Annotated in this window: 11 protein-coding genes; 7 read left to right on the top strand and 4 right to left on the bottom strand. The window is 49.7% G+C overall.

Going from position 1 to position 23,475, the window contains the following annotated elements; genetic code table 11:
• The first annotated feature begins 71 nt into the window (after window positions 1–71).
• Entirely contained in the window at window positions 72–2,144 is a 2,073-nt protein-coding gene (locus tag L6466_RS07660; protein ID WP_237803284.1) for a TonB-dependent receptor plug domain-containing protein, read from the top strand.
• Here L6466_RS07660 and L6466_RS07655 read toward each other — a convergent pair.
• The 4 genes from L6466_RS07655 to L6466_RS07640 form a co-directional block, all read right to left on the bottom strand.
• Complete coding sequence (locus L6466_RS07655) at window positions 2,123–4,834, bottom strand: PD-(D/E)XK nuclease family protein (RefSeq protein ID WP_237803285.1); 2,712 nt, start codon at window positions 4,832–4,834, stop codon at window positions 2,123–2,125. The two genes, L6466_RS07660 and L6466_RS07655, sit on opposite strands and share 22 nt — an antisense overlap.
• Window positions 4,831–7,944: a UvrD-helicase domain-containing protein gene (locus L6466_RS07650; RefSeq protein WP_237803286.1), complete on the bottom strand. Its 3,114-nt coding sequence runs from the start codon at window positions 7,942–7,944 to the stop codon at window positions 4,831–4,833. The genes L6466_RS07655 and L6466_RS07650 overlap by 4 nt, the downstream gene beginning before the upstream one ends.
• Window positions 7,938–10,013 carry a DUF5686 family protein gene (locus L6466_RS07645; protein WP_237803287.1) on the bottom strand — a complete coding sequence of 692 codons (2,076 nt, stop codon included), beginning with the start codon at window positions 10,011–10,013 and terminating at the stop codon, window positions 7,938–7,940. The genes L6466_RS07650 and L6466_RS07645 overlap by 7 nt, the downstream gene beginning before the upstream one ends.
• An 89-nt stretch (window positions 10,014–10,102) precedes the next feature.
• The gene (locus L6466_RS07640; protein ID WP_091818583.1) at window positions 10,103–10,975 is read right to left on the bottom strand and encodes a sigma-70 family RNA polymerase sigma factor; all 873 of its coding nucleotides are present in this window, start codon (window positions 10,973–10,975) and stop codon (window positions 10,103–10,105) included.
• A 454-nt stretch (window positions 10,976–11,429) separates the two neighbouring features.
• On the opposite strand from L6466_RS07640, the gene L6466_RS07635 reads away from it, so the two are divergent.
• The 6 genes from L6466_RS07635 to L6466_RS07610 all read left to right on the top strand — a co-directional run bounded on the left by L6466_RS07635 (window position 11,430) and on the right by L6466_RS07610 (window position 23,475).
• Complete coding sequence (locus L6466_RS07635) at window positions 11,430–15,029, top strand: InlB B-repeat-containing protein (protein ID WP_237803289.1); 3,600 nt, start codon at window positions 11,430–11,432, stop codon at window positions 15,027–15,029.
• A gap of 30 nt (window positions 15,030–15,059) precedes the next feature.
• Window positions 15,060–15,224: a hypothetical protein gene (locus L6466_RS07630; RefSeq protein ID WP_237803290.1), complete on the top strand. Its 165-nt coding sequence runs from the start codon at window positions 15,060–15,062 to the stop codon at window positions 15,222–15,224.
• A gap of 571 nt (window positions 15,225–15,795) precedes the next feature.
• On the top strand, window positions 15,796–16,110 hold the full coding sequence (locus tag L6466_RS07625) for a nucleotidyltransferase domain-containing protein (RefSeq protein WP_237803292.1): 315 nt from the start codon (window positions 15,796–15,798) through the stop codon (window positions 16,108–16,110).
• A 215-nt stretch (window positions 16,111–16,325) separates the two neighbouring features.
• A complete protein-coding gene (locus L6466_RS07620; protein WP_237812908.1) occupies window positions 16,326–16,955 on the top strand; it encodes a hypothetical protein in 630 nt (209 codons plus the stop codon).
• A 595-nt stretch (window positions 16,956–17,550) separates the two neighbouring features.
• Window positions 17,551–20,394 carry an SNF2-related protein gene (locus L6466_RS07615; protein ID WP_237803294.1) on the top strand — a complete coding sequence of 948 codons (2,844 nt, stop codon included), beginning with the start codon at window positions 17,551–17,553 and terminating at the stop codon, window positions 20,392–20,394.
• A 12-nt stretch (window positions 20,395–20,406) separates the two neighbouring features.
• Window positions 20,407–23,475: a DNA methyltransferase gene (locus tag L6466_RS07610; protein ID WP_237803295.1), complete on the top strand. Its 3,069-nt coding sequence runs from the start codon at window positions 20,407–20,409 to the stop codon at window positions 23,473–23,475.

The following is a 23,475-nucleotide window of genomic DNA, read 5'->3' as shown; positions in this document are numbered from 1 at the left end:
AAATACGGAAAATGAATGCGGAATTCATAAATATTTTGTACCTTTGCGCCGTTTTTTTTAAATAACTCAGTATGTTTAAACCTCAATTTCAGAAACGCCAGGTAATGGTATTCCACCAATTCCAGCGAAAAGGCTATTCCCTCTTCGCTGCTTTGGGTCGTGAGGTCGTCATTTCCGTGCTCAGCGTAGCTACCTTGTCGGCTAGCAAGGCTGCCAGCATCAGCGATGAGACTTTCCGTGTGGATTCTGCCAAGGCGACGGCCCGCGAGGTGACGCTTGATGATGTATGCGTTACAGGCTCCCGGGCACCCCTGACCGTGAGTCAGGCTGCGAGAATGGTAACTGTACTGAGCCGCGAGGATATTGCGCAGGCGCCAGTACAAAGTGTTAACGATTTGCTGAAGATGGCCGTTGGTGTAGATGTCAGGCAACGAGGCCCGCTAGGCTCCCAGACCGACATCGGTATAAGAGGAGGCACCCAAGAGCAAATCGTTGTGTTATTAAACGGCATCAATATCTGCGACCCCCAGACGGGACACAACACCTTTGATCTTCCTTGTGACCTTTCCGACATTATCAGGGTAGAAGTGCTGGAAGGACCTGCCGGACGCGTTTATGGCACGTCATCACTTGTTGGTGCCATCAACATCGTCACCTCAGCCCACAAGGACAGCGGAAACAGTGCGGATATCAGTCTGGAAGCAGGCTCTTTTGGCTATGCCAAAGTGGGTGCTGCCGGCAGTTATGCCCCCGGCAGCGTACCGCTGACCTCCCGTCTGTCGTGTTCGTACGCCCGTTCCGATGGCTATTCGCGTTCACGGGCGGGTAGGCTGAACACCGACTTCAGTGGTGCGAAAGCCTTTTATCAGGGTGCTTATGATGATGACCGGATAAAGCTCTCATGGCACGCCGGACTGTCGGACAAGGGGTGGGGGTCAGGTACATTTTATGCTACTCCCCGTTGGCAGGCCGACGAACAGTATGAGCATACCACGAAGGTACATACCGCCTTGCAGGGAGAAAATAAAGATGGTGTCTTGCACTTCCAGCCGTCCGTCTACTGGAACCATTACCAGGACAGGTATGAAGGTTACCGGGGACGCCCAAACATCATGAAGTATAATTATAACCGATGTGACGTATACGGCTTAAAGATAAATAGTTACTTCGACTGGTTCTGCGGACGTACGGCACTCGGTGCGGAGATACGCAACGAAGACCTGGTGAGTGGTAACCTGGGCGAGCCGCTATCCCGCACGCATCATATCAGTGGTACCGACCGCGACTATACGCTGGGCGTGAACCGTACGAATATCAGTGCCCACCTGGAGCATAATGTGATATTCGACCACCTGACCATTTCCGCTGGCTTCGTGGCAGCAAAGAGCTCGTGGAGCAACATGAACATGACCATCTACCCGGGTCTTGACGTGAGCTATGTGATGGGCCGCGTGAAACTCTTCGCATCCTATAACTCCTCCCTCCGTCTGCCCTCCTTTACGGAGATGTACTATAAGTTGCAGGGCTATGCCGCCGACCCCCATCTGAAACCGGAGGAGATGCAGGCCGTTGAACTGGGTTCGCAGATCCATACCCCTGTGGTCAGCGCGAAGGTATCGGCCTATTACCACCACGGTAAGAATATGATAGACTGGATTATGGATACGACGCAGGGCGAACAGGCACAGTGGCAGAGCGTGAACCACACCCAGCTCAATGCCTACGGACTGGAAGCCGCCCTGCAGGTACCTGTGAAGATTGGTCAGTTCGACTTGTCGTATAGCTATATCTATCAGGATAAAGCCAACGAGCCCGGCATCGTGTCGCAGTATGCCCTGGAGTATCTGCGCCATAAACTGGTGGCCGGTCTGCAGACCAAGGAGTGGCGTGGCTTCAGCATGCGTCTCAACTGCCGTTGGCAGGACCGTGTGGGCGCCTATACCAGTTTCGACGGCACCCTGTGCGACTACCGTCCCTACGCACTGGTAGATGCCCGTATCCAGAAACAGACACAGCGCTATTTGGTTTATGTCGAAGCCAACAACCTGTTTGACAACCGCTCGTATGTGGATTTCGGCAACGTGCAGCAGCCCGGCCTATGGGTTGTCACAGGCCTCAAAATCTACTTGCACAGCAGGCGGTAAGGACAGTACGTGCAACGCTCCCGTTGTTCGGTAGGCTGATACGGGATATCCGCATTAAACATATCGTCAACGGTTGTACGCAGCAGTTCCATGAACCGTGAAATATTTGGCCCCACATCTGTGATAGGCTCACGTCCGAAGCAGAGCGTGGGGTCATAGTCTTTTCCGGCCGAGTGCTGGATGAAGAGCAGGGCAGGGGATACCGGTACTTCGGGGTACTTTTTCTTGACGAGCGCCGCATACAGGAAGGTCTGCAGGTAATAGTCGCTGTGGTTGGCCAGACTCTCCTGCTTGAAGATAGCATCCACGTCAGCCAGCCATTTCACGTTGCCGCCACCCGTCTTGTAGTCAATCACGCGAATCCTCTCCACGCCATCCTTCACAATACGGTCCAGTCGGTCTATGCGTCCGCCGATGACGGTGCTGATATGCGGTGTCTGGAACGTATCGCGCACATCCGTCTCCAGTCCGATGATACTGAACGGTGCCAGCTCGTGGTCCAACTGAAGCAGCTGGCGCAGGTAGTGTATCAGCACCTGACGGTTGATAATCTGCAGTCCGTTGAGCCGCTTCGTATCCAGCGACGCCACCTTCAGTTCCTTCTGTATCGCCTCGTCAATTACCCGTTCTATCTCACTGTCGTTCTTCAGCAGTTCCTCGATATCACTCTTCTGTATCTGGTGGCTCCTTGACAGCATCCGCTCGTAGAGCTGTTGCGATGCCTCGTGGAAGATATTTCCGAACACGCGGTTGTCGATGGTCTCCTCCATATCCTCCTCAGGCTCAAGCAGTCCGCACTCATACTTGTAGTAATAGCGCAGCTGACAGCGCATATAGGTGTTGATAGCCGTGGGTGTGAGGAAGCCCAACTGCTTTTTCTTCTCCATCCTGATGACCGGTGGATTGCTGCGCATGATGGCAGCTGGCGTCTGGATGGCGTTGAAATGTATCTGATGCTGGTTGTCCTCCACCATCATCTGCAACATGAAGCGCGACATCTCGCCAGCCTTGCCGTCGGTCGTGCTGTTGTTATACAGTATCGTGATATCCGACGCACGCTGCAGCAGCCGGTGGAAATAATAGCTGTAGATAGCCACCTTGTGGTCGATGGTCGTCAAACCGTTGGCATCACGGATGGTATAGGGGATAAACGACGTATCGTTGACACCACGGGGCATGTTGCCCTCGTTGCACGACAGGAGCAGCACATGCTCGAAGTCCAGGTTACGCGTCTCGAGCACGCCCATAATCTGGATACCCTCTATCGGTTCGCCGTGGAAGGGCACGCTGGTCGACTGTATCAGTTGGTTCATCAGTCGCTGCAGGGTGTTGTCGTCTACGGTGAGGTCCCCGCTCTCCACCAGCGCCTGCAACCTGTTCAGCAATGTGTAGCAGCGGAACAGGCACTCCTGGAACAGCGGGTCGTCATCATGGATGCAGCGGGCTATATGCTGGATGATGGTACGCATCCATTCCAGCAGGGCCGTCTTCTCCTCCAGCAACCCGCGCACGTCGTCCTCGTCCAGTTGTGCCATATAGGGATGACGCAGTACGGCATCCAGATAGCGCTTGCGGAAATAGTTGCGCTGCGGGTCGTAACCCAGCAGACGCAGTTCGCAGAGCAGGGTGATGAGCGAAGCCACAGGCGACTGTGCCAGCGGATATCCGGTGGTGATGTTCACCTTCTCCACCTCATCCGGAATACAATGGACCACAGCCGGCAGCAGCGCCTCGTTGCACAGCACCACCGCCGTCTTGCTGCCAGCCTCTATGCGTCCGTTCCCGCGCAACCACTGACTGACAAACCGTGCCTGCGCATTCTCCGTGGTCGATGAGACATAGTGAATCTCCTTGGCCTTGGCATATTGGTTATAGATGGCATCATCCTCCACGTCAAACTCATTGGGGAAGTCGGCCATCAGTCGCTTGATATAGAACCCCGACTCATTATCGTGCATGTACGACTTGTCAAAATCCCAGTAGAAATGAGCCTTTCCCTGCTCCTGCAGATACCTGAACACACATTGTTCTACGGGCTGCACCAGGTTGAAGCCCACAAACAGGTAGGTCTCGTAGGTCGTGGCCGACGGATGCAGGTTCTCGGCAACCTGCCTGTACAGGGCACCCTCGTAAGCCAGTCCCTGCTTCGCCAGACGCTCGTTGAAATCATGATAGATAGCCCCTATCTTCGACCAGATATTCAGGAACCGCTGCTTCAGGATGGTGTCCTGGTCGTCCGAGAAATTTCTGAAGAACCGTTTGATAGCCTCACGCTGTTCGTCGGTGAGGTGACTCACGTCGTCGTACTCGTGGATATCGCGCAGATTGGCAAACACCTTGTCGGCATTCGCCATATTCTTGTCCAGGTCGTCGAAATCGGCCAGCAGCAGCTGTCCCCAACTGTAGAAATGATCCAGCGACTCGTTGGACCCGGTGATGGTGACAAACGACTTGTACAGGTCGCATACCAGTTTGATGGGGTCGGCCACCTTCAGTTTCCCGTACTCACGAAACAAGTCGCTGATGGTCATGTAGGCCGGACTCCATATGGGCTTGTCCGACAGCCTTGCCAGCTGACTGTTCAGGAATAGCGACGCACGCTTGTTGGGGAATACCACGGCGACGCGCGACAGGTCGCTGCCGTATTTCCGTAATATATCCTCTGCTATATATTCTAAGAAAGTACTCATTTCACCTCGATAATTTGATTGCTGTAAACAAACCACAGATAGCCCGTCACGTTCTGGTGACCCATCTGCCTGAGCAGGTCCATGTATTCACGCACCTGTTCGTGGTATTCCTCGCGTTGATGACCGAACTTGAAGTCTATGACCACCGTCTTGTCGCCATTCGTCATCACTCGGTCGGGCCTGCGCTCCTGGCCATCGGGCAACAGGATCGTGCACTCGTTGTAGAGCGACCATTCCGCCGTGAACCACTGCGCCACGCGCTTGTCGCCCAGACGCTTATGAATCATCGCCTCAATCTTCTCACGCGTCAGTTGGGCATCATAGATAATACCCTCCATCTCCATCTGCTGCAGGGCACTGTCTACGTCCTGTGCCGTACGGATATGTGCAAACACATTGTGCAGGATGTTACCCATCTTGATATAGTTCGACTGCTGGGTAAACTCCTCATCCTCTGCATTCACGAAGTCCTTACTCTGGTTGCTCTGCCTGAACGATGTCTTCAGGCTGAAAGTCTCTATCTCCACCGGGATGATGGTGCTGGGCTGCGTGAAGGGATTTGATGTCTGAGGGCTGAGGGATGATGTCTGAGGGCTGAGGGATGATGTCTGAGGGAGGTGTCCATAGGAGAATACAATGGGCTGGGTCTCGTCGTCCAGACCGGATATACAGGCACCCTCGAGGTCCAGCACCGGCAACACCTGTTCGATGCGTTCAGAGCGTGAGTTCTTGCCCTGGCGCTTACCGATGACGAAGAGACTCTCTACCGCACGTGTGAACGCCACATAGAGCAGGTTCAGGTTGTCCACCACGCTCTGCAGGTGTTCCGTCTTGTAGTCGTCCTCGTAGATGGTACCCATCATGCCCTTCTGACTATAGTCGATAGCTGCCAGAGGCAAGGCCATATACGGGTCCTCCTTGGGTTCGCACCACAACACGTCGGGCATTTCCATACGCCAGTCGCAGAACGGAATCAGCACGTGGTCGAACTCCAGTCCCTTTGACTTATGGATGGACAGGATGCGGATGCCGTCGACGTCGGAGCACTGGATGGTCTTGCTGCACAGCGTGGCGTCCCATTCGCGCAGGAATCCGTTCACATCCGTCGATTTCTCTCCGATATAGTTCAGCACGTGGTCGTAGAACGTGCAGAGATAGGCACTCTGGTCCTTCATCCCTTGCAGGTTGAAGATACCGTAAAGGCGTTCCACCAGGTCGTAGAGTGGCAGGAGCAGCAGCGAGGCGTCGAAGTCCTCAGGCAGTGCACCGTCAATCTTTCCGCTGTAGGCCTTCTGCAGGAATGCCCGTGTAATCATGTCGTCAGGATGCGTCAGACTCCTCAGCGCATGGATAATCACCTGGACGGCAGGCGATGCATCCAGGCGGAAGGCCTCGTCGCTGATCACGCTCACCTCTGGCATCGTGGCCATCAGGTGGTTGGCTATCACGGTGATATTGGCGTTCGAGCGCAGCAGGATGGCAATCTGCCTGGGTGCGACGCCCTGCGACAGCAAGTCCGAGATATGTTCCACCAGCAGGTCCAATGTCTGTTGCTGGTAGTCCTCGCCCGTGAGCAACTGGATATCCACGCGTCCATCGTCGGCCTTGGATGCCGGCCATTTCTGCTCCACGTCGTCATAGGCCGCCACTTCCTCCTGACTGGCTGCCTCTGTGAAGAAGGCGTTGTTGAAACGAATGACGTTGGGCGTAGAACGGTAGTTGGTATCCATCGGCAGCACCTCCAATCGCTGACTGGCATTCTGGAACTGCTCCCTGATATTGGCCAGCAGGCGCCAGTCGCCACTGCGCCAGCGGTAGATGCTCTGCTTCACGTCGCCTACTATCAGGTTCGACGTGCCCTCATGGCTCATCGCTTCCTCCAGCAGTATCTTGAAGTTCTGCCACTGCACGGTAGAGGTATCCTGAAACTCGTCAATCATGATATGTTCCAGGTGGGTGCCAATCTTCTCAAACACAAAGGGGGAGTCGCTGTCCTTGATCAGTTCGTGGAGCAACTGCTGCGTGTCTGACAACAGGAAGCGGTTGGCGTTGTCGTTCAGTTCGTGCACCTTACTCTCGATGCTGCCCAGGAGGCGCAACTGACTCAAGTGGCGCAGGGTCAGGTCGGCCGACTTGTACCGCTTGTACTGTATGGGCTGCTCACTCTTAACTGTGTTAAGAAGAGGAATTAGTTTGTCTTCTGCAAGGGCGTGAATAAATGGTCCCCGCTGGCATGTTTTTGTATACCATTTCGTAGGGTCTGCAGCTGCGGCATTGGCTGTTGCATTAAAAATGTCTTCACCAAAATCCCCGCGCTTCAGTTTCAGAAATACACCACAAACTCCACTGCTTTTCTTCGCAAAGTCGTCCACCGTGAGCCCCTCGGCCTTGATAATCTCGAAGAAGGTCTCCGCCAGTTGCAGCATCTTCTCCTTGGCATCGTCGCGCTCATGGCGCAGCGTGGCCGAGTACTTGTCGAAGAAATCTTTCTCGTTGTTGAGCACCTCCAGCCGGTGGCTCTTCTCCTTATAGAAATCGCGGAAGATGGTCTTACCGAATTTCTTGATAGGTCCGATGACGTTCCACGAGCGGTCGTCACGGATGGTGTCCATGATGTATTTCAGGAGCCACTGCAGCAGCAGGTCGGTGGCCTGCAGACTCTCAATGAGCTGGTCTACAGCCTGTTCCTCCACCTGCACGTCGTTCAGACCCACGCGCAGGTTGGCCGTCAGGTCCAACTCGCGTGCCAGGTTGCGCAGCACGCACTGGAAGAACGAGTCAATCGTCTCCACACGGAAATAACTGTAGTTGTGCAACAGCAGGTGCAGGGCCATGCCCGCCCGTTCCGAGGCCATCTGGGGCGACACCTCCAGCTCCTCGCACACCTTACTCATATAGCCCTTCGACTCCTCCTGCTGACGCCAGATGCCGTACAACTGGCTCAGGATTCGTGATTTCATCTCGGCTGTGGCCTTGTTGGTAAATGTCACAGCCAGTATCTGACGGAAGGCATAGGGATTCTGTACCAGCAGCTTGATATATTCCACCGTGAGGCGGAAGGTCTTACCACTACCAGCACTAGCCTTATAGACAATCAGTGGTTTTACCATCTATTGAATAGTTCAAATGTGAATTTACAGCCCATATCCTGGTACTGGTAGTTCAGGAAACTGGTGAAGATACCCATCGAGAAGATGCGACAGGTGAAGCCGTATCCCAGTTCAGAATATAGGCGGGTGTTATCAATGCTCAGACTGCTTACATACACGCGCTCGCGCTCTACGTAGCGACCTACGATAGGCACCAGGTAGCCGGCCATCAGGGGTGTCTCGAAACTGACGTTGCCCCTGAGGTAGTATTTCGACTCGTTATAGAGGCGTGAGTTAAGCAACTGGAAATTTCCCGTGAAGTCATCGTCCCATCCGCCGGGTATGTTGTTATCGTGGAAGTTGGCGAAGTCCATGAAGAAGTTGTTGTCCTTGGCCGTATAGAGACCGCCGCCAAAGCGCAGGTTGAGCTGCTGGGTGCGGCACAGCGGTTGCTTGTACGACGCATCGGCCTCCCAGCGCTCATAACTGATGTACTGGTGGTTGACCTTCACACCGCGCTCGTAGTCCAGCGACATCATCGGTGCTTTTGATGAAGGCATCCATTTCACGCTCAGCGACGGAGCCAGCGAGAAATACTGCGTCTCCTTGCCGTATTTGCGCATCTCCTCGGCATTGAGCGACTTACGGTTGTGGAACACCAGACCCGTCTCCAGGCGCAGGCGTTTCGTGGCCTGTATATGATGGCGCAGGCGGATATAGTTGTCGTCAAAGAGCTCCAGGTTCTTACCGTCCAGGTCCAGGTCCTCACCGTATTGCTGCTTGATCTCGTCGAGTATCACCGAACTGCCTATACGGTTGTCGTTACCGAATATCAGTTCTACGCCGGCATCCTTCTTGTCATTATAATAGAGGTGGATCGGTGCCTTGTAGTAGAACTCGCGGAACTTGAAGTTGTAACCTACGTAGGGGTTGAAGTTGATGTAGGCCGTCTCGCTTATCTTATACTTCGCACCGAGCTTGATACGATAGGCCAGTCCCTTGCTTTGACTGTAGCTGATATACTGCGGGTCGAGGATAGGCGACAGTTTCAGATAGCCCTTGTCGCCCTCGGTCTTCAGACTGTGGATCAGGTTCTCGCCAATCAGGTCCCAGCCAATCTCCTTCAGGTAGTTGCGGCGTCGGCGTGGGGCAGGCTCCGGCTCCTCTTCCTTCACCCATGTCTGCGTAATCTGGATAGTGTCGCTGTCCACCTCGGGCTCCGGTTCCTCTACCAGTCCGTTCCTGCGGTCGTAATCGTCCCATACGGCCAGTTCTGCGGGCGACAGGCTGATAGGGCGGATGGAGTCCATCAGGTCGCGGTCGCCCTTCACGTTGACGGAATCGGCCAGGGTGATAGGACAGTCAAACACGGCCTCAAACTGTGAGGTGACGTGGTTGCCGCCAAACTTAAACGAGATGTTGGTCTGACAGATTCGTGGCAGCAGGGCATGGGCGCCTTCCTTACCCATCATCGTCAGGGTCTGGAAGCGTATCATGTCAAACTCGCCCTCCATCTCCACCTGCTCGATGCGTCCCGTCAGGGCGTCGATGATGGCCTTACCGCGTACCAGCTGCGTGTTGCGCACCAGTCGCGGACGGAAATAGAGTCGCACCTTGTGGTTGGCCAGGGGCACGGTCTTATAGCGGTAGTAAATCCTGTTCTCCTTGTTAAACGGCGACAGCACGTGGTCGTCGTATATCGTCACGTGATAGAAATTGGGCGTCAGATACATAAACAGCACCGACATAGCACTTCTGTTGCGTGGTATGGTGGTGCAGTAGGCCTGTCGCTTGTTCTCGTAGTGAGCTATATTATGAAAGGTGAACCTGTCGTACTCCTCGCATACATACACACGCTCGCCGTACGAGAAGTTGTACATCGACGGCACCGCCATCATCGTGGCATTTCGCTTGTGTATCTGATAGAGATGTTTGGCGTAGACATTCGTGGAAAAGCCTTCGAGTTTGTCTACATTGTTCTTCAGGAAACTGTACATGCGATTCATGACAAGCGAATCAACCTGTGTTTCGCCTGATACGGAGGTCACAATGGCCAAAGTTGTTAGTATCGCAAGTAATAGACGTTTCATTATATTTCAGGTGCAAAGATAGCATAAACAAATAGAAAAACCAAAAAAATTTTGGTTTTTCTATTCCTATCTTTTATTTACCTGAAAATTTATCCCAGATATTTCATCAGGATGCGGGCATTACCAGAGTCACGGAGCTTGGCAATACTCTTCTCACGGATCTGGCGCACACGCTCACGGGTCAGTCCCAGCTCGTCGCCAATCTCCTCGAGTCCCTTCTCATGGCAGCCAATGCCGAAGCACTCGCGGATAATGATAATCTCGCGGTCCTTTAATACGCGCGACAGTACTGAGTTCAGCTCCTGAGCCATTGACTCGTGGTCTACCTGGCGGTCTGTACGGGTGTCGTCGCCACCGGCCATCACGTCCAGCATACAGTTGTCCTCACCATCCTGGAAAGGTGCGTCGATAGACACGTGGTGACTGTCGGCCTGCATGCTCTGGCCAATCTTCTCCTCGTCGAGGTCGGTCATCTCGGCCAGCTCGCTCACAGAGGGGTGACGCTGGTTCTCCTGCTCAAACTTGTTGATCTCGTGGTTAATCTTGTTCAGAGAGCCAACCTGATTCAAGGGCAGACGCACAATACGGCTCTGCTCGGCAATAGCCTGGAGGATGCTCTGGCGAATCCACCATACGGCGTATGAGATGAATTTAAAACCGCGGGTCTCGTCAAACTTCTGGGCTGCCTTAATCAAACCGATGTTGCCTTCGTCAATCAAGTCGGTAAGTGTCAAACCCTGATGCTGATACTGTTTGGCCACAGAAACGACGAAGCGCAGATTGGCTGTCACCAGCTTGTCCTTTGCACGCTCACCCTCAAGACCACCCTTGCGAATTTTCTGTGCCAGCTCAATCTCTTCATCAATGCTGATAAGAGGAGCACGACCGATTTCAACAAGGTATTTATCCAGTGCCTCACTTGAACGGTTTGTAATACTCTTTTGAATCTTTAATTGTCTCATCTGTATTTTCCTTAGATTTCCTTAACTAACTGCCTGATATATAGGCTTATACGTATAAACTCTTTTATTTTGCGGGTGCAAAGTTACGAAAAATATCAATACGTTGTTCTCGAGACACCCGTTTTTTTATGTTAAAAAAAGAAAAGAGCCCCCATGACAATGTCCCGACGGCGCCAGCGCCGCCTTGGCGGCAAGTCCTATAAGTCCTTGAAGTCCGTAGACATTAAATTCTAAGGAGTAGGGGAGTCGGGGAGGGTTTTTAGACGATTTCATTGGTTTAGGTGTTAAAATTCGCGGAATTTTAACACCTAATTCTTGAATTTCTAACACCTACTTGGAATTTTAAACACCTTATTTTAAAAATTATGTGTACCTTTGCGGCCGTTTTTTAGACGCTTCGTGTCCTTAGACGCGCTTCGACCATAGAAAGTAAACATTAAAAATATATCCGAATATGAAAGAAAAACCATTTAGATTGTTTTCACGGGCGGCCCTCGCGCTGCTCATGATGCTGCTCACGTCGGCAAGTGCGTGGGCGCAATTTAACTTTAGCGGCAATGTCAAAGTAAACATCAACGGTAGCGGCACGGTGACTGTGACGCACGGCGGCGTTACGGAGAATTTCAGCGCTAACGGCACCAGTAGCAGATTCAGCGGCAACTACACCATCCAGTTTCTGCCAGCGAGCGGCTATGAAGTCAATAAGGTGACGTTTAAAGGTGCGACTAGTTTGAGCACCACTAACATCACCGTCAATCGCAATGGAGGCTCATACAACAGGAATCTAGACTTGGGTACCGACGAGTACACCGTCTACTTTGACGAGCCAGGTGCCGCCAGCTTTTATACCCTTACCAGCGATGGTGCCTCCATGACCTTCAGCGTGGGCGGCCAGACCGTCACTACCGCAGAAGAGGGCCAGCGCGTGGACATCACGCTCTCCGAGCCGGCCGGCAACGAATACTGGGTGGTCAGTTCCCTGGACGTCAGCCCCATCACGCAGGACGATGCCAATCACTTCCACTTCACCATGCCTGCCAGGGATGTCACGGTGGGTGCAGTTAAATGGGGGACACTGACGGAGAGTTTCACCATCACCGACAACTCAACCCATGGTCACGTGAACGCGAGTGGCGGCGATGAAAATGGCTTGTATGACGGTGGTGAGACGGTCACGCTCACCGTGGTACCCGACGCAGGCTATGAGTACGTGGATGGCTCGCTCAGCGCCACGAACCTTGTGACTAACGAGACCATCGCCCTGACCGACCAAGGCGACGGCACGTGGACGTTCACCATGCCTACAGCCAATGTTGCTGTCTCGGCCAACTTCACGGCCATCGACCCCATTGCCCCAGACAGTTACACCGTCCACTTTAATGCTAATGGCGGCACGGGCACAATGGCTGACCAGACGCTCACTCTCGGCGACGAAAACCCCCTGTCGCCCTGCACCTTCACCCGTATAGGCTTCGACTTCGCAGGCTGGAACACCAAGGCCGACGGTAGCGGCACATCCTATGCCGACGGCGAGAAGGTTACCGACATTGCAGCAGCGGGGCAGACCATCACGCTCTACGCCAAGTGGACGAAGAGTGACATCCACATCATCGACCCCCATGATCCAGGCGACGACCCCAACATCGACCCCATTGACCCAGGCGACGACCCAGGTGACATCCACATCATCGACCCCTTTAATCCAGGCGACGTCCCCAATGTCGGATACAACAACACTGTCCACTTCAATGCTAATGGCGGTACAGGCACGATGGCTGACCAGACGTTCGATTTCGACGACGAAAAAAACCTGTCGCCCTGCACCTTCACCCGTACAGGCTATCGTTTCACGGGCTGGAACACCAAGGCCGACGGCAGCGGCAAAGCCTACGCCGACAAAGAGAAAATCCTTGGCATGGACATGACACTCTATGCACAGTGGACTGCCCTTCCCGCCAACACCTACTACGTTCATTTCGATAAAAACTACGACGGGGCCAAGGGCACGATGGAAGACCAGATGTTCACTGTCGGTGTGGCGCAAGCCCTGACGGCAAATGCATTTACAGATCAATTGCTAGTCACTGTTTCTTTCTCTGGCTGGAATACCAAGGCCGACGGTAGCGGCATCAGCTACAGCAACAAACAGGTAGTCACCGACATTGCAGCGGAGGGCGAGACCATCACGCTCTACGCGCAGTGGCAAGATATTATGCCTGATCCTATTTCTTTAAGTCACACCGTCCACTACGATGCCAACGGCGGCGAGGGCACGATGACCGCCCAGGTGTATGGAAAAATGGAGTCGAAGACCCTGTCGCCCTGCACCTTCACCCGCGACGGCTACATCTTTACGGGCTGGAACACCAAGGCCGACGGAACTGGCACATCCTATGCCGACCAGCAGAATATCAACCCAGGGGGTAACATCACGCTCTACGCACAGTGGCAGCTGGAGAACGACCTCGCCGTCAATGGCAACACCTATACCATCAACACCACTGCGGGCTGGAACCAGTTCTGCGACCAGCTGGCCAACAACGACAAGGGCTACTTCACCGGAAAGACCGTGAAGCTGGGCCATGACCTCAGCGTCAGCAGCATGGCGGGCAGTAAGGATCACGAGTTCACAGGAACCTTCAACGGACAGGGCAATACGCTGACCGTTGACTACACGACCTCGACCGACAACGCTGCACCTTTCCGATACGTGGACGGCGGCACGATTGAGAACCTCATCGTCGAGGGCACCATTACGACCTCGGCCAAGTTCGCCGCTGGCTTCATTGCCGACCAGTACGGCGCCGTCAGCATCCGCAACTGCCGCTCTAGCGTCACCATCAACAGCAGCATCGAGGGCGACGGTACGCACGGCGGCTTCGTAGGCCAGACGCACAACACCGACGGACATTCCATCAGCATTGAAGGCTGCGTGTTCGACGGTAAGTTGCTCGGCGACAAGACCACCAAGTGCGGCGGCTTCATCGGCTGGAGAAAAAATGCCGCCACTATCCGCAACTCACTCTTCGCACCCACTGAGGTGACCGTACTCAACACGGAGAGTGCCACCTTCGCCCGCAACAAGGTGGATACCTACAATTGCTACTACACCAACTACCTCTGCGACGACACCCATTACAAACCTTATCTGAACGACGGCAATGTGAGCCCCGCCTTGTGGAACAACGGCATCGAGGCCTACGTCTATACCCCCGCTACCGAGAGCTTCGTACCTGCAAACGTTGGTGCAGCGGGCACAACTTACAACGTGAGCGGCGTCACTGCCTACGCCAGCGGACTGAAATACAATGGTAAATTCTATATGGTGAAGGCCAACGTGAGCCTTGCCAACAATGCTGACAACAGCGCAGCCATCGTCAATAAGCAGGTGGCCGACGTGACGCTCTCTGGCCGCACCCTCTACAAGGACGGCTACTGGAACACGCTGGTGCTGCCGTTCGATGTGACGATTGCCAGCAGCCCGCTGGCTGGTGATAACGTAGTGGCAAAGGTGCTCAAAGAATCGTCTAATCTTGTTGGCGGCACGCTGACGCTGAAATTCGACAATGCGCCTGCCACGATACCTGCAGGCACACCATTCATCATCAAATGGGACAATACGGGTGTAAACCTCGTGAACCCTGTGTTCACCGGCGTCACCATCGACAACAGCAACCGCGACGTGAACTTCACGGATGGCTCGGGCTCGTTCATGGGCACCTACGCTCCGCTGGAGATTACCGAGACCAACCGCAGCAAAGTGCTGCTGCTGTCTGGCAACAACAAGCTGGGCTATGCCAAGAACGACCGCACCATCGCTAACGGAAAGGCACTGGGCACCTGCCGCGCATACTTCTATTTCTCTGACAGCCAGACCGCCCGCAGCTTTGTGATGAACTTCGAGGAAGAGGGCACACCGACAGGAGTAGGTCACACAGAAATCACAGAAAGCACGGAAATGGCTGACGCCATCTATGACTTGCAGGGTCGCCGTATAGAGAAGCCAAAGAAGGGCCTGTATATCCATGGAGGCAAAAAAGTGTTGGTACATTAAACATTAAACATTAAAATACTGAAGAGTATTATGAAGAAGATATATATGAAACCGGAGATGCAGACCGTGGTGCTGCAGCATCAGGGCCACCTGATGACTACCAGTGGTGATGTGCAGTTATTGGGCGGCAGTAATGCCGAGGAATTCAACTATGATCCCAAAGACGATCTGGATAATGATGATGTCCTGAGATAACAGCTCCTTACAACCCCTCCAACGGCTCCCGAAGCACATCTGCCTCAGGAGCCGTTTTTTTTGTTTTGTATAGTATTTTTAATTCTTATATTTCACCCTTATAATACCCCTGAAAATTTGAGTTAACTCAAATCATCATTTGAATTAACTCGATTGATGATTTGAGTTAACTCAAACGATTAAATTAGTTAACGGGCCATTTTTAAGGCCCGTAATTATGTATACTTTTTTACTTACTTGAATTGTCCATGGATATTTTTGTCTGCGACGCTACACGAATGACCATAAATATACATAAATGACTCATAAATATTATTCATGAAAAATTCTTGCGTCCCTTTGGTAGCAAGCGGCAGAGCCGAGCGCGTGTCCATTCACAGTCATTTATGTAGCGCCTCTGTTCCTTCACTGCACTTCGTCGTATCTCTGTCCGAGAAACGACGTGTTGCTCATCGAGAAACGACGTTTCTCTTGTTGCAAAAGGACGAGTTACTCAAAAAGTATCCTTTTTATTTTGGGAGTTCAGAAAAACTTCTTATCTTTGCACTCGGAGAAATTAACTTCCAAGAGAATGAGAAGATTAGAGATTGTTAAGCAAATCAAGCAAACCATTGAAAAGACGGAGCCTACGGCAACGACGATTTTATATGGTTCAGAAGCACGAGGCGATGCCCGTGCTGATAGCGACATTGACGTGCTGATTCTGCTTGAAGGCGATAAGAGGAATCTTCGTAGAGAGGAAGAAATATCTGGTGCGCTATATGACTTAGAACTCAACACTGGTGTTCTGATCAGTCCTATGATAATACTACGCAAACAGTGGGAAAATCGTCCATTCAAGACCCCATTCTATGTTCATGTAATGAATGAAGGAATAAAACTATGAAAGAGACATTATTAGTCAATTCATGATTGACATCAATCCTTCCTGTCACGTAATACCCCCAAAATCTTCACTCGAGTGAATTCATCGAATTAGCTAGCTCAAATCATGAAATCACTCGAGTGATTTCATGATTTCAGCTATATAGGGTGTTTCGCTACGTTTTTTCTTCAAAAATGGAAACAGATTGCATGCTTTTTTGTACCTTTGCATCTCGTATGAAAACGACAATCTTAGAAGATAACATATTTGACTTTGAATCTTGTGAAGAAGATGGCTCTGTGCTGTTAGCAGAAGAGACTCCATGGAGAGGTTTTGCTGACGAGCTACAGGATCTACACTATCTGAAAGGTGCCCAGTTTATCAATCAATTAAAACTTATTGTCAACTGTGGCGAATTCCGCCCAATTGCTGGTGAGACTAATATTTTTAGTGCCATTGGTGAAGAAAGTTCGGATTATGACAATCTGATAAAGGCTGCTCGAAAATTATTGAATCATGGTTATCGTGTCTATATACTGCCAAATCCCAAAGGAATCAGAACTGCAGATTTTATTTTCGAACGCAAAGGAGTTTTTAAATTGTTCGATCTAAAGAGTATTACCGGTAAATCATCCGTTAGTAATAGACTTATGGAATCCATTGGTCAGACTAATCATGTGGTTCTGAATATGCTAACGGATTATGCTCCTCGTCTGCTAGCAAAAGATGTACAATCCTATTTTGAAGCAAATACGAATGCGCGAGAAGTGCTAATTATAAGAGGAAATAGAATCTTATCCGTTTCACGTCGTTTTGTAGAGGGTAATTGCTACATCAAAATGTTTATGAAAAGATATTTGAGATAAAACAAAAAGAGCCTCAGAAGAGGCTCTTTTAAATGGGTAGTGTCGATATAGTCTTGCCCTCTCGGGATTCTGCCCGGATAGTAAATCGAATTGATTTACGTTGCAAAGATAGAAAGTATTTTCGTTAATTCCAAATTTTTGAGAGGAAATCTTTCTAAATCTCATTTTTTTTCTTGTACTATTTGACAAGATTACTTTTTTTTACTACCTTTGCATGCAATTACCGGCAGTTGTCGTTGTTCGACCTTTGGTCGCTTGTCCCCGCAAGGGTCTCAAGAAACAGCGCATGCTGCAAAGCATCAGTCTCTGAGAGCAGAGAGCCGGTATGATTTTTGAGGGTAAAATAATAGCATCAGCTATTTATTCAGAGTATCGTGAAACCTAGGAAATTTCAACGATTGTACTACATGAATAAGTCAGCCGGTGCCCGTGCAATAGCGCGGGCATGACTTATATCTTTGTAGTACAGGTAATTCCTAGGACCTCACGATACGAGAGAAGAGCCATGACTCGCGCTTCTTTTGTGTCCTGAGGTCTTTTGTTATATACCTGTAAGCAAACCTGAAGATATAGTTTTGGTGCTTACTAAAACTATATGGCAACAGGCATTACACGTTTTCATGCACGCTACTATGCTGCTCTGCTCACACAGCAGCAGGCTAATGGCGACCTTGGCTCTTTGTCACAGTCGCTGTTGAGTTCTACGGTCGACATCAATCCCCATCAGATTGATGCGGCCTTGTTTGCGTTTAGCAGTCCGCTGTCGAAAGGTGTGGTGTTGGCTGATGAGGTGGGTCTTGGTAAAACCATTGAGGCTGGTTTGGTGATATGCCAGTATTGGGCCACAGGCAAGCGAAAGATCATCATCGTCTGTCCTGCCTCCCTGCGCAAACAATGGGAAGCAGAATTGCTTGATAAGTTTGGCATCCCCAGCGAGATACTCGATATCAAGAATTACAATGCCTATCAGCGTGAAGGCAAGAATCCGCTGAGTCCCAAGCGAGCCATCATCTGTAGCTATAACTTTGCAGCCAGGCATAAGGAGCACATTCTGCTTCATGCTTTTGATTTGGCTGTCATCGATGAAGCCCACAAGATGCGTAACGTCTATCGTTCTTCGGCAAAGACGTCGGCTGAGGTACGTGATGCTTTAACAGGCGTTCGTAAACTCTTGCTGACTGCTACACCATTTCAAAACTCTTTGATGGAACTATATGGTCTGACCAGTATTATCGATGACCGTTTGTTTGGTAGCGAGAAGTCTTTCCGTAAACAGTATGGTAAGGGTGAGAACTTACAGGAACTGCGCCAGCGAATACAAAAACTCTATACGCGCACCCTTCGTAAGGATGTTCGCGAATACATCAACTATACTCATCGCCTGCCATTGACCCAGAAGTTCAAGGCAACGGACGAGGAACAGGTTCTTTATCAGGAGATCAGTGATTTTCTGCGTCGTAAGGATATCTATAGTGTACCTGCTGCCCAGCGTAAGCTTACCACAATGATTGTCCGCAAAATTCTGGCATCTTCAACCTATGCTTTGGTGTTCACACTGGAGCATATTAAAGAACGTTTGGAGCGAATCCTGAAGAACGAGAAGCAGGAACGCCTTGATGTGGACGACCTTGTAGATGATGGCGATTGGAGCTTAGATGAATACGAAGAACTGTCTTCAGAGGATGATGAGGATCTCTTTGATGCAGAAGAGATTGACATCCCGAGGCTGAAAGCTGAGATAGCAACCGTAGCTGGCTTTATAGAAAAAGCCAAGAACATCAAAACGGAATCGAAATCTAAAGCACTTACTAAGGCTTTGGAAGAAGCTTTCAAGAAACTGGCTGAGCAAGGTGCTGAACGCAAAGCACTCATTTTCACAGAATCCACCAAGACGCAAGCTTTCTTGAAAGACTATTTAGAGTCGCATGGCTATGCAGGTCGCATTGTGCTGTTTAATGGTAAAGCCAGCGAACCACAGACCAACGAGATATACAAGAAGTGGTGCTTAGAGCATCCTGACAAAGTAAGTGGCATCAAGGCTGCCGACCGCAGGGCTGCAGCTGTAGATTACTTTCAGCACGAGGCAGATATTATGATAGCTACAGAGGCTGCAGCAGAAGGATTGAACCTACAGTTCTGTTCGTTGGTCATCAATTACGATTTGCCGTGGAACCCTCAGCGTATAGAACAAAGAATAGGTAGATGCCATCGCTATGGACAGAAGTATGACGTGGTGGTAGTGAATTTCCTCAATATGCGCAACTATGCAGATGTGCGTGTTTTCAACCTGCTCTCTACCAAGTTCAAACTCTTCGACGATGTGTTTGGAGCCAGCGATGAAGTGTTGGGCCAGGCAGATACGCTTGATATAGAATCGCGTATCTGGGAGATATACCAACAATGTCGTAGCGAAGAGGAAATCAATCAGGCTTTTGAACAGCTGCAAAGCGAAATGCAGCAACAGATAGACGAACGCATGACGGAAGTGCGTTCTCAGGTGCTTGAGAACTTTGATATCAATGTGCAGGAGCATCTTCGCATGACGAAAGACAACACAGGTACATTCCTTAATCGTTATGAACACATCTTCTGGGAACTCACCAAATATATGTTGAGCAAGGAGGCTGTCTTCAATGACGAGCAACATACTTTTGTTCTTCGTACTCCCGTTGCTGGACAGCGTACAGGAAAGTATGCTATGTTGAAGAATACAGACGATGCTATTCCTTATCGTTTAAGTAGTCCTTTAGCGCAGCATGTCATCAATTCTGCTTTGTCACTATCTCTTAGCGAAAATGCAGAAATCATCTTCGACCAACAGGCTTTGCCCATGAATGCGGCTTTGCCTGAATATATGAATGGTAGTGAAGGCTATTTGGTCTTAGCATCCTTAGGAGTTTCTGCTCTAAGTGATGAACAATACCTGTTATTTAATGCTTTTCAGAATGATGGCTCATCTTTGTCGCAGGAGGATTGCGAAAAGCTTTTTTTGAACGGTGGCTCAGAGGTGCAGACAGACATCATCGCTGACAGCATACGCGAGCGTCTGCTAGGTGATGTGGCCCAGCACTCCACTTCCAAACTGAAAGAGATAGATGCGCGAAACCTCAAGTTCTTCCAACAAGAAGAGACGCGTATATATGCATGGGAGCATGACGTGATAGACGGCATAGAGGATGAAATCACTACGCTAAAAAAGAATATTCTTGTGGCAGAACGTGATGCTCGCAATGCACAATCAGTAGCCGAGAAACTGGCGCTTGAAAAGAAGGTGGAGGAGATGAAACGCAAGCGCCGCCGCCTGCGCAACGACTTAGAGGATAAAGAAGAAGAGGTAAGCCTACAGCGCAAACGGATGATTACAGAATTGGAACAACGCATGGTGAAAGCCACAGAGACGCAAAATCTGTTTGTCATCAAATTCAAAGTGAAATCATAAAAGAAACAAAATATGGCAATGAATTACTACGACAAATTTGTCGCTAAACTACAAGAAATCTTCATGATGGATCATGCCGAATTGGATTTCGGCATCTATCGTATCATGAACCAGAAACGTGACGAGATACAGCACTTTCTGCAAGTGGATTTGCTCCCGCAGGTAAAGACAGCCCTGCAAGGCGATGGTGGCAATACACAACAGACCAAGCAGCGTATGGCTGAGATAGAGCAGATGTTTGCAGGTATGGATATAGAAACGCTGCCAGACTCGAATCCTAACGTAGCTGAGTACAAGAAACTAAAAGCACAACTGGCACAGGGTGGCAATGCTGCTGATATGGAGAGTGAGGTGTTCTCTCACTTAGTGACCTTCTTCTCTCGCTATTACGATGGTGGCGACTTTCTGTCGAAACGCCGTTATAAGGATAACACCTACGCCATTCCTTATAATGGTGAGGAGGTGAAATTGCACTGGGCTAATAGCGACCAATATTACATTAAAACCTCAGAGTATTTCCGCAATTATACGTTTGTATTGCCTACATCACGCAAGAAAGTCCACTTTGTGTTGAAAGATGCCAGCACAGAGCAGAACAACAACCGTGCAGCCAACAACATGGAGCGTCGCTTTGCACTCTGGGAACCTGAAAATGAAGGTGACCAAGTGATTGAAGTGACACCAGAGGGCGATTTGAATATCTACTTCACTTACGAGTTGATGCCTAAGGCCACGAAGCAGAAAGATTTGTTGGCTGCTGCGTTGGAGACAATAACACCTTTGGTGCCTGCTGACTTTGAAGAAGTGCTTACTGCTAAAGCTCCCACTAAGGACAATCCCAATCGTACTTTGTTGGAGAAGCACTTGACGGATTATACGGCCAAGAATTCTTTCGACTACTTTATTCATAAAGACCTTGGTGGTTTCCTGAGTCGTGAGCTGGATTTCTACATCAAGAACGAGGTGCTGCTTATCGATGACCTTGATCCTCAGCACATCAATAATCAGCTGTCTATCGTAAAGGCCATCAAGCAGGTTGGCCAGAAGATTATTCAGATGTTAGCACAGTTAGAGAACTTCCAGAAGAAATTGTGGCTGAAAAAGAAGTTTGTAGTGCAGAGCGATTATTGCATCACGCTTGACCGTGTGCCAGAAAAACTTTATCCTGAGATTATTGCTAATGATGCTCAACGTAAGGAATGGGTGCGATTGTTTGCCATTGACGATATTAAGGGCGACATGATGACTGAGGCCTACAGCGAACCACTTACCGTTGAGTTCTTGAAACAGAACCAATTCCTTGTACTTGATACGGCTTTCTTCGATGCCAAGTTTAAGCATCAGTTGGTAAAGAGCATGGAGAATATTGATGAGCAGACGAATGGTTTGCTGGTGAAGTCTGATAATTTCCATGCATTAGCACTTCTTGTCAACAAATATAATGATTCCGTTAATGCAATCTATATTGATCCACCTTACAATACTGGTAGCGATGGATTTGTTTACAAGGATCTCTACAAAGATTCTTCGTGGCTATCTATGATGGAAAATAGACTTAGTATAGCAAAAAAACTTATGACTAGTGACAGCAGTATTGCTATCAGCATAAACGAAAATGAACTATTCAATTCTAAGTGTCTCTTAGATAATATGTTTGCAAAGTATTTGACAACATTTAGCGTAAAAGTTCGACATGAAGACAGAATCCTAAAAGGTGATAAAGACTTCCATGAAGTCTATGAGTCGTTATTAATGTATGCCTATGGTGAAAACTTTAAACCATTGAAACGTCAGAAAGACAACTCCTCAGATGCAGATTATCTTTATACAATTGAGCTTGATGAAAGACCTGATGAATTATTAGACTTGGGAAACAAGGAAGTTGAAGCATACGCTCCTGGTCATTACAAGATAATTAAACATAAAGATTCTAGTTTTGATTATTTGAAGCCTATCAGCGTTAGAGGTTCTATTCGAGAAGGAAACTCTAGTGGGCGTTTCTATGTTGCGTATCTAGAAAATTTAGCTTCCACACATAGCGGATATATTTTCAAGGTTCCTAATATGGGAGATGATAAGTTTGGGTATAGATTCTTTTGGACACCTTCTGTTGAAAGCGGAAGGAAAAACGGGGATTATTACCAAGGCGCGCCTCTAAACAGAAAAGATGTCATTGAAATTCCATATCCCAATTACGTCGACTTTGAGAAAGCATTTAATGATGCTACAGATGAAGGCGGTATTTCATTCCGTAATGGAAAGAAACCCGTTGCTTTTTTGAACCACGTTCTTTCTCTACAAAACGTGAAGAAAGGAAAGGATTTCGTAATTGCCGATTTCTTCGCTGGATCAGGATCAACGGGGCATGCTGTAATAGAAATGAATAAAGATAATGGAAAAAGAAAATACCTTTTGTCACAAGTTGGGGATATCTTTGACAATACAACAAAACCAAGGATAGAAAAAGTTATCTATTCTGATAGTTGGAAGGACGAAAGACCCGTTTCTCGCAATGGCATTTCTCAATGCTTCAAATACATCCGCTTGGAGCAATACGAGGATACACTGAACAATCTTGAAATCAAGGAACAACAGACAGACTGGACAAACGAAGAGTTCCAAGAAAGTTATATGCTCAGCTATATGCTCGATACAGAGACACGCGACTCACTGCTGAATCTGAAGTGGTTTGAGAATCCTTTCGAGATGACGCTGAAGACCACCAAGGATAATGAACTGGTGGAAACGAAGGTGGATATGGTGGAAACCTTCAACTACCTGATAGGTCTGAACGTAGAGACTGAAGACTGGTTTCAGGATGATAATATCTGCGTGGTGCAGGGTAAGACACATCGTGAAGGGTTGAAGACACTGGTTATTTGGCGTAACTGTAAGGTGGTGAACAATGACCAGCTCTGTATGTTCTTCGACAAGATGGACTTCCGTACACGCGACACAGAGTTCGACCTCATCTATGTGAATGGTGATAACACCCTGCCAAACCTGAAACGCGATGAAGACCACTGGAAGGTAGTGCTTACAGAAGAGGAATTCGCAAAACGTATGTTTGAGGAGAATTAA

Origin of the sequence: Prevotella communis (assembly GCF_022024175.1) — a bacterium.
Classification (GTDB): Bacteria; Bacteroidota; Bacteroidia; order Bacteroidales; family Bacteroidaceae; genus Prevotella; species Prevotella communis.
This window is presented reverse-complemented; position numbering and strand designations above follow the sequence as displayed.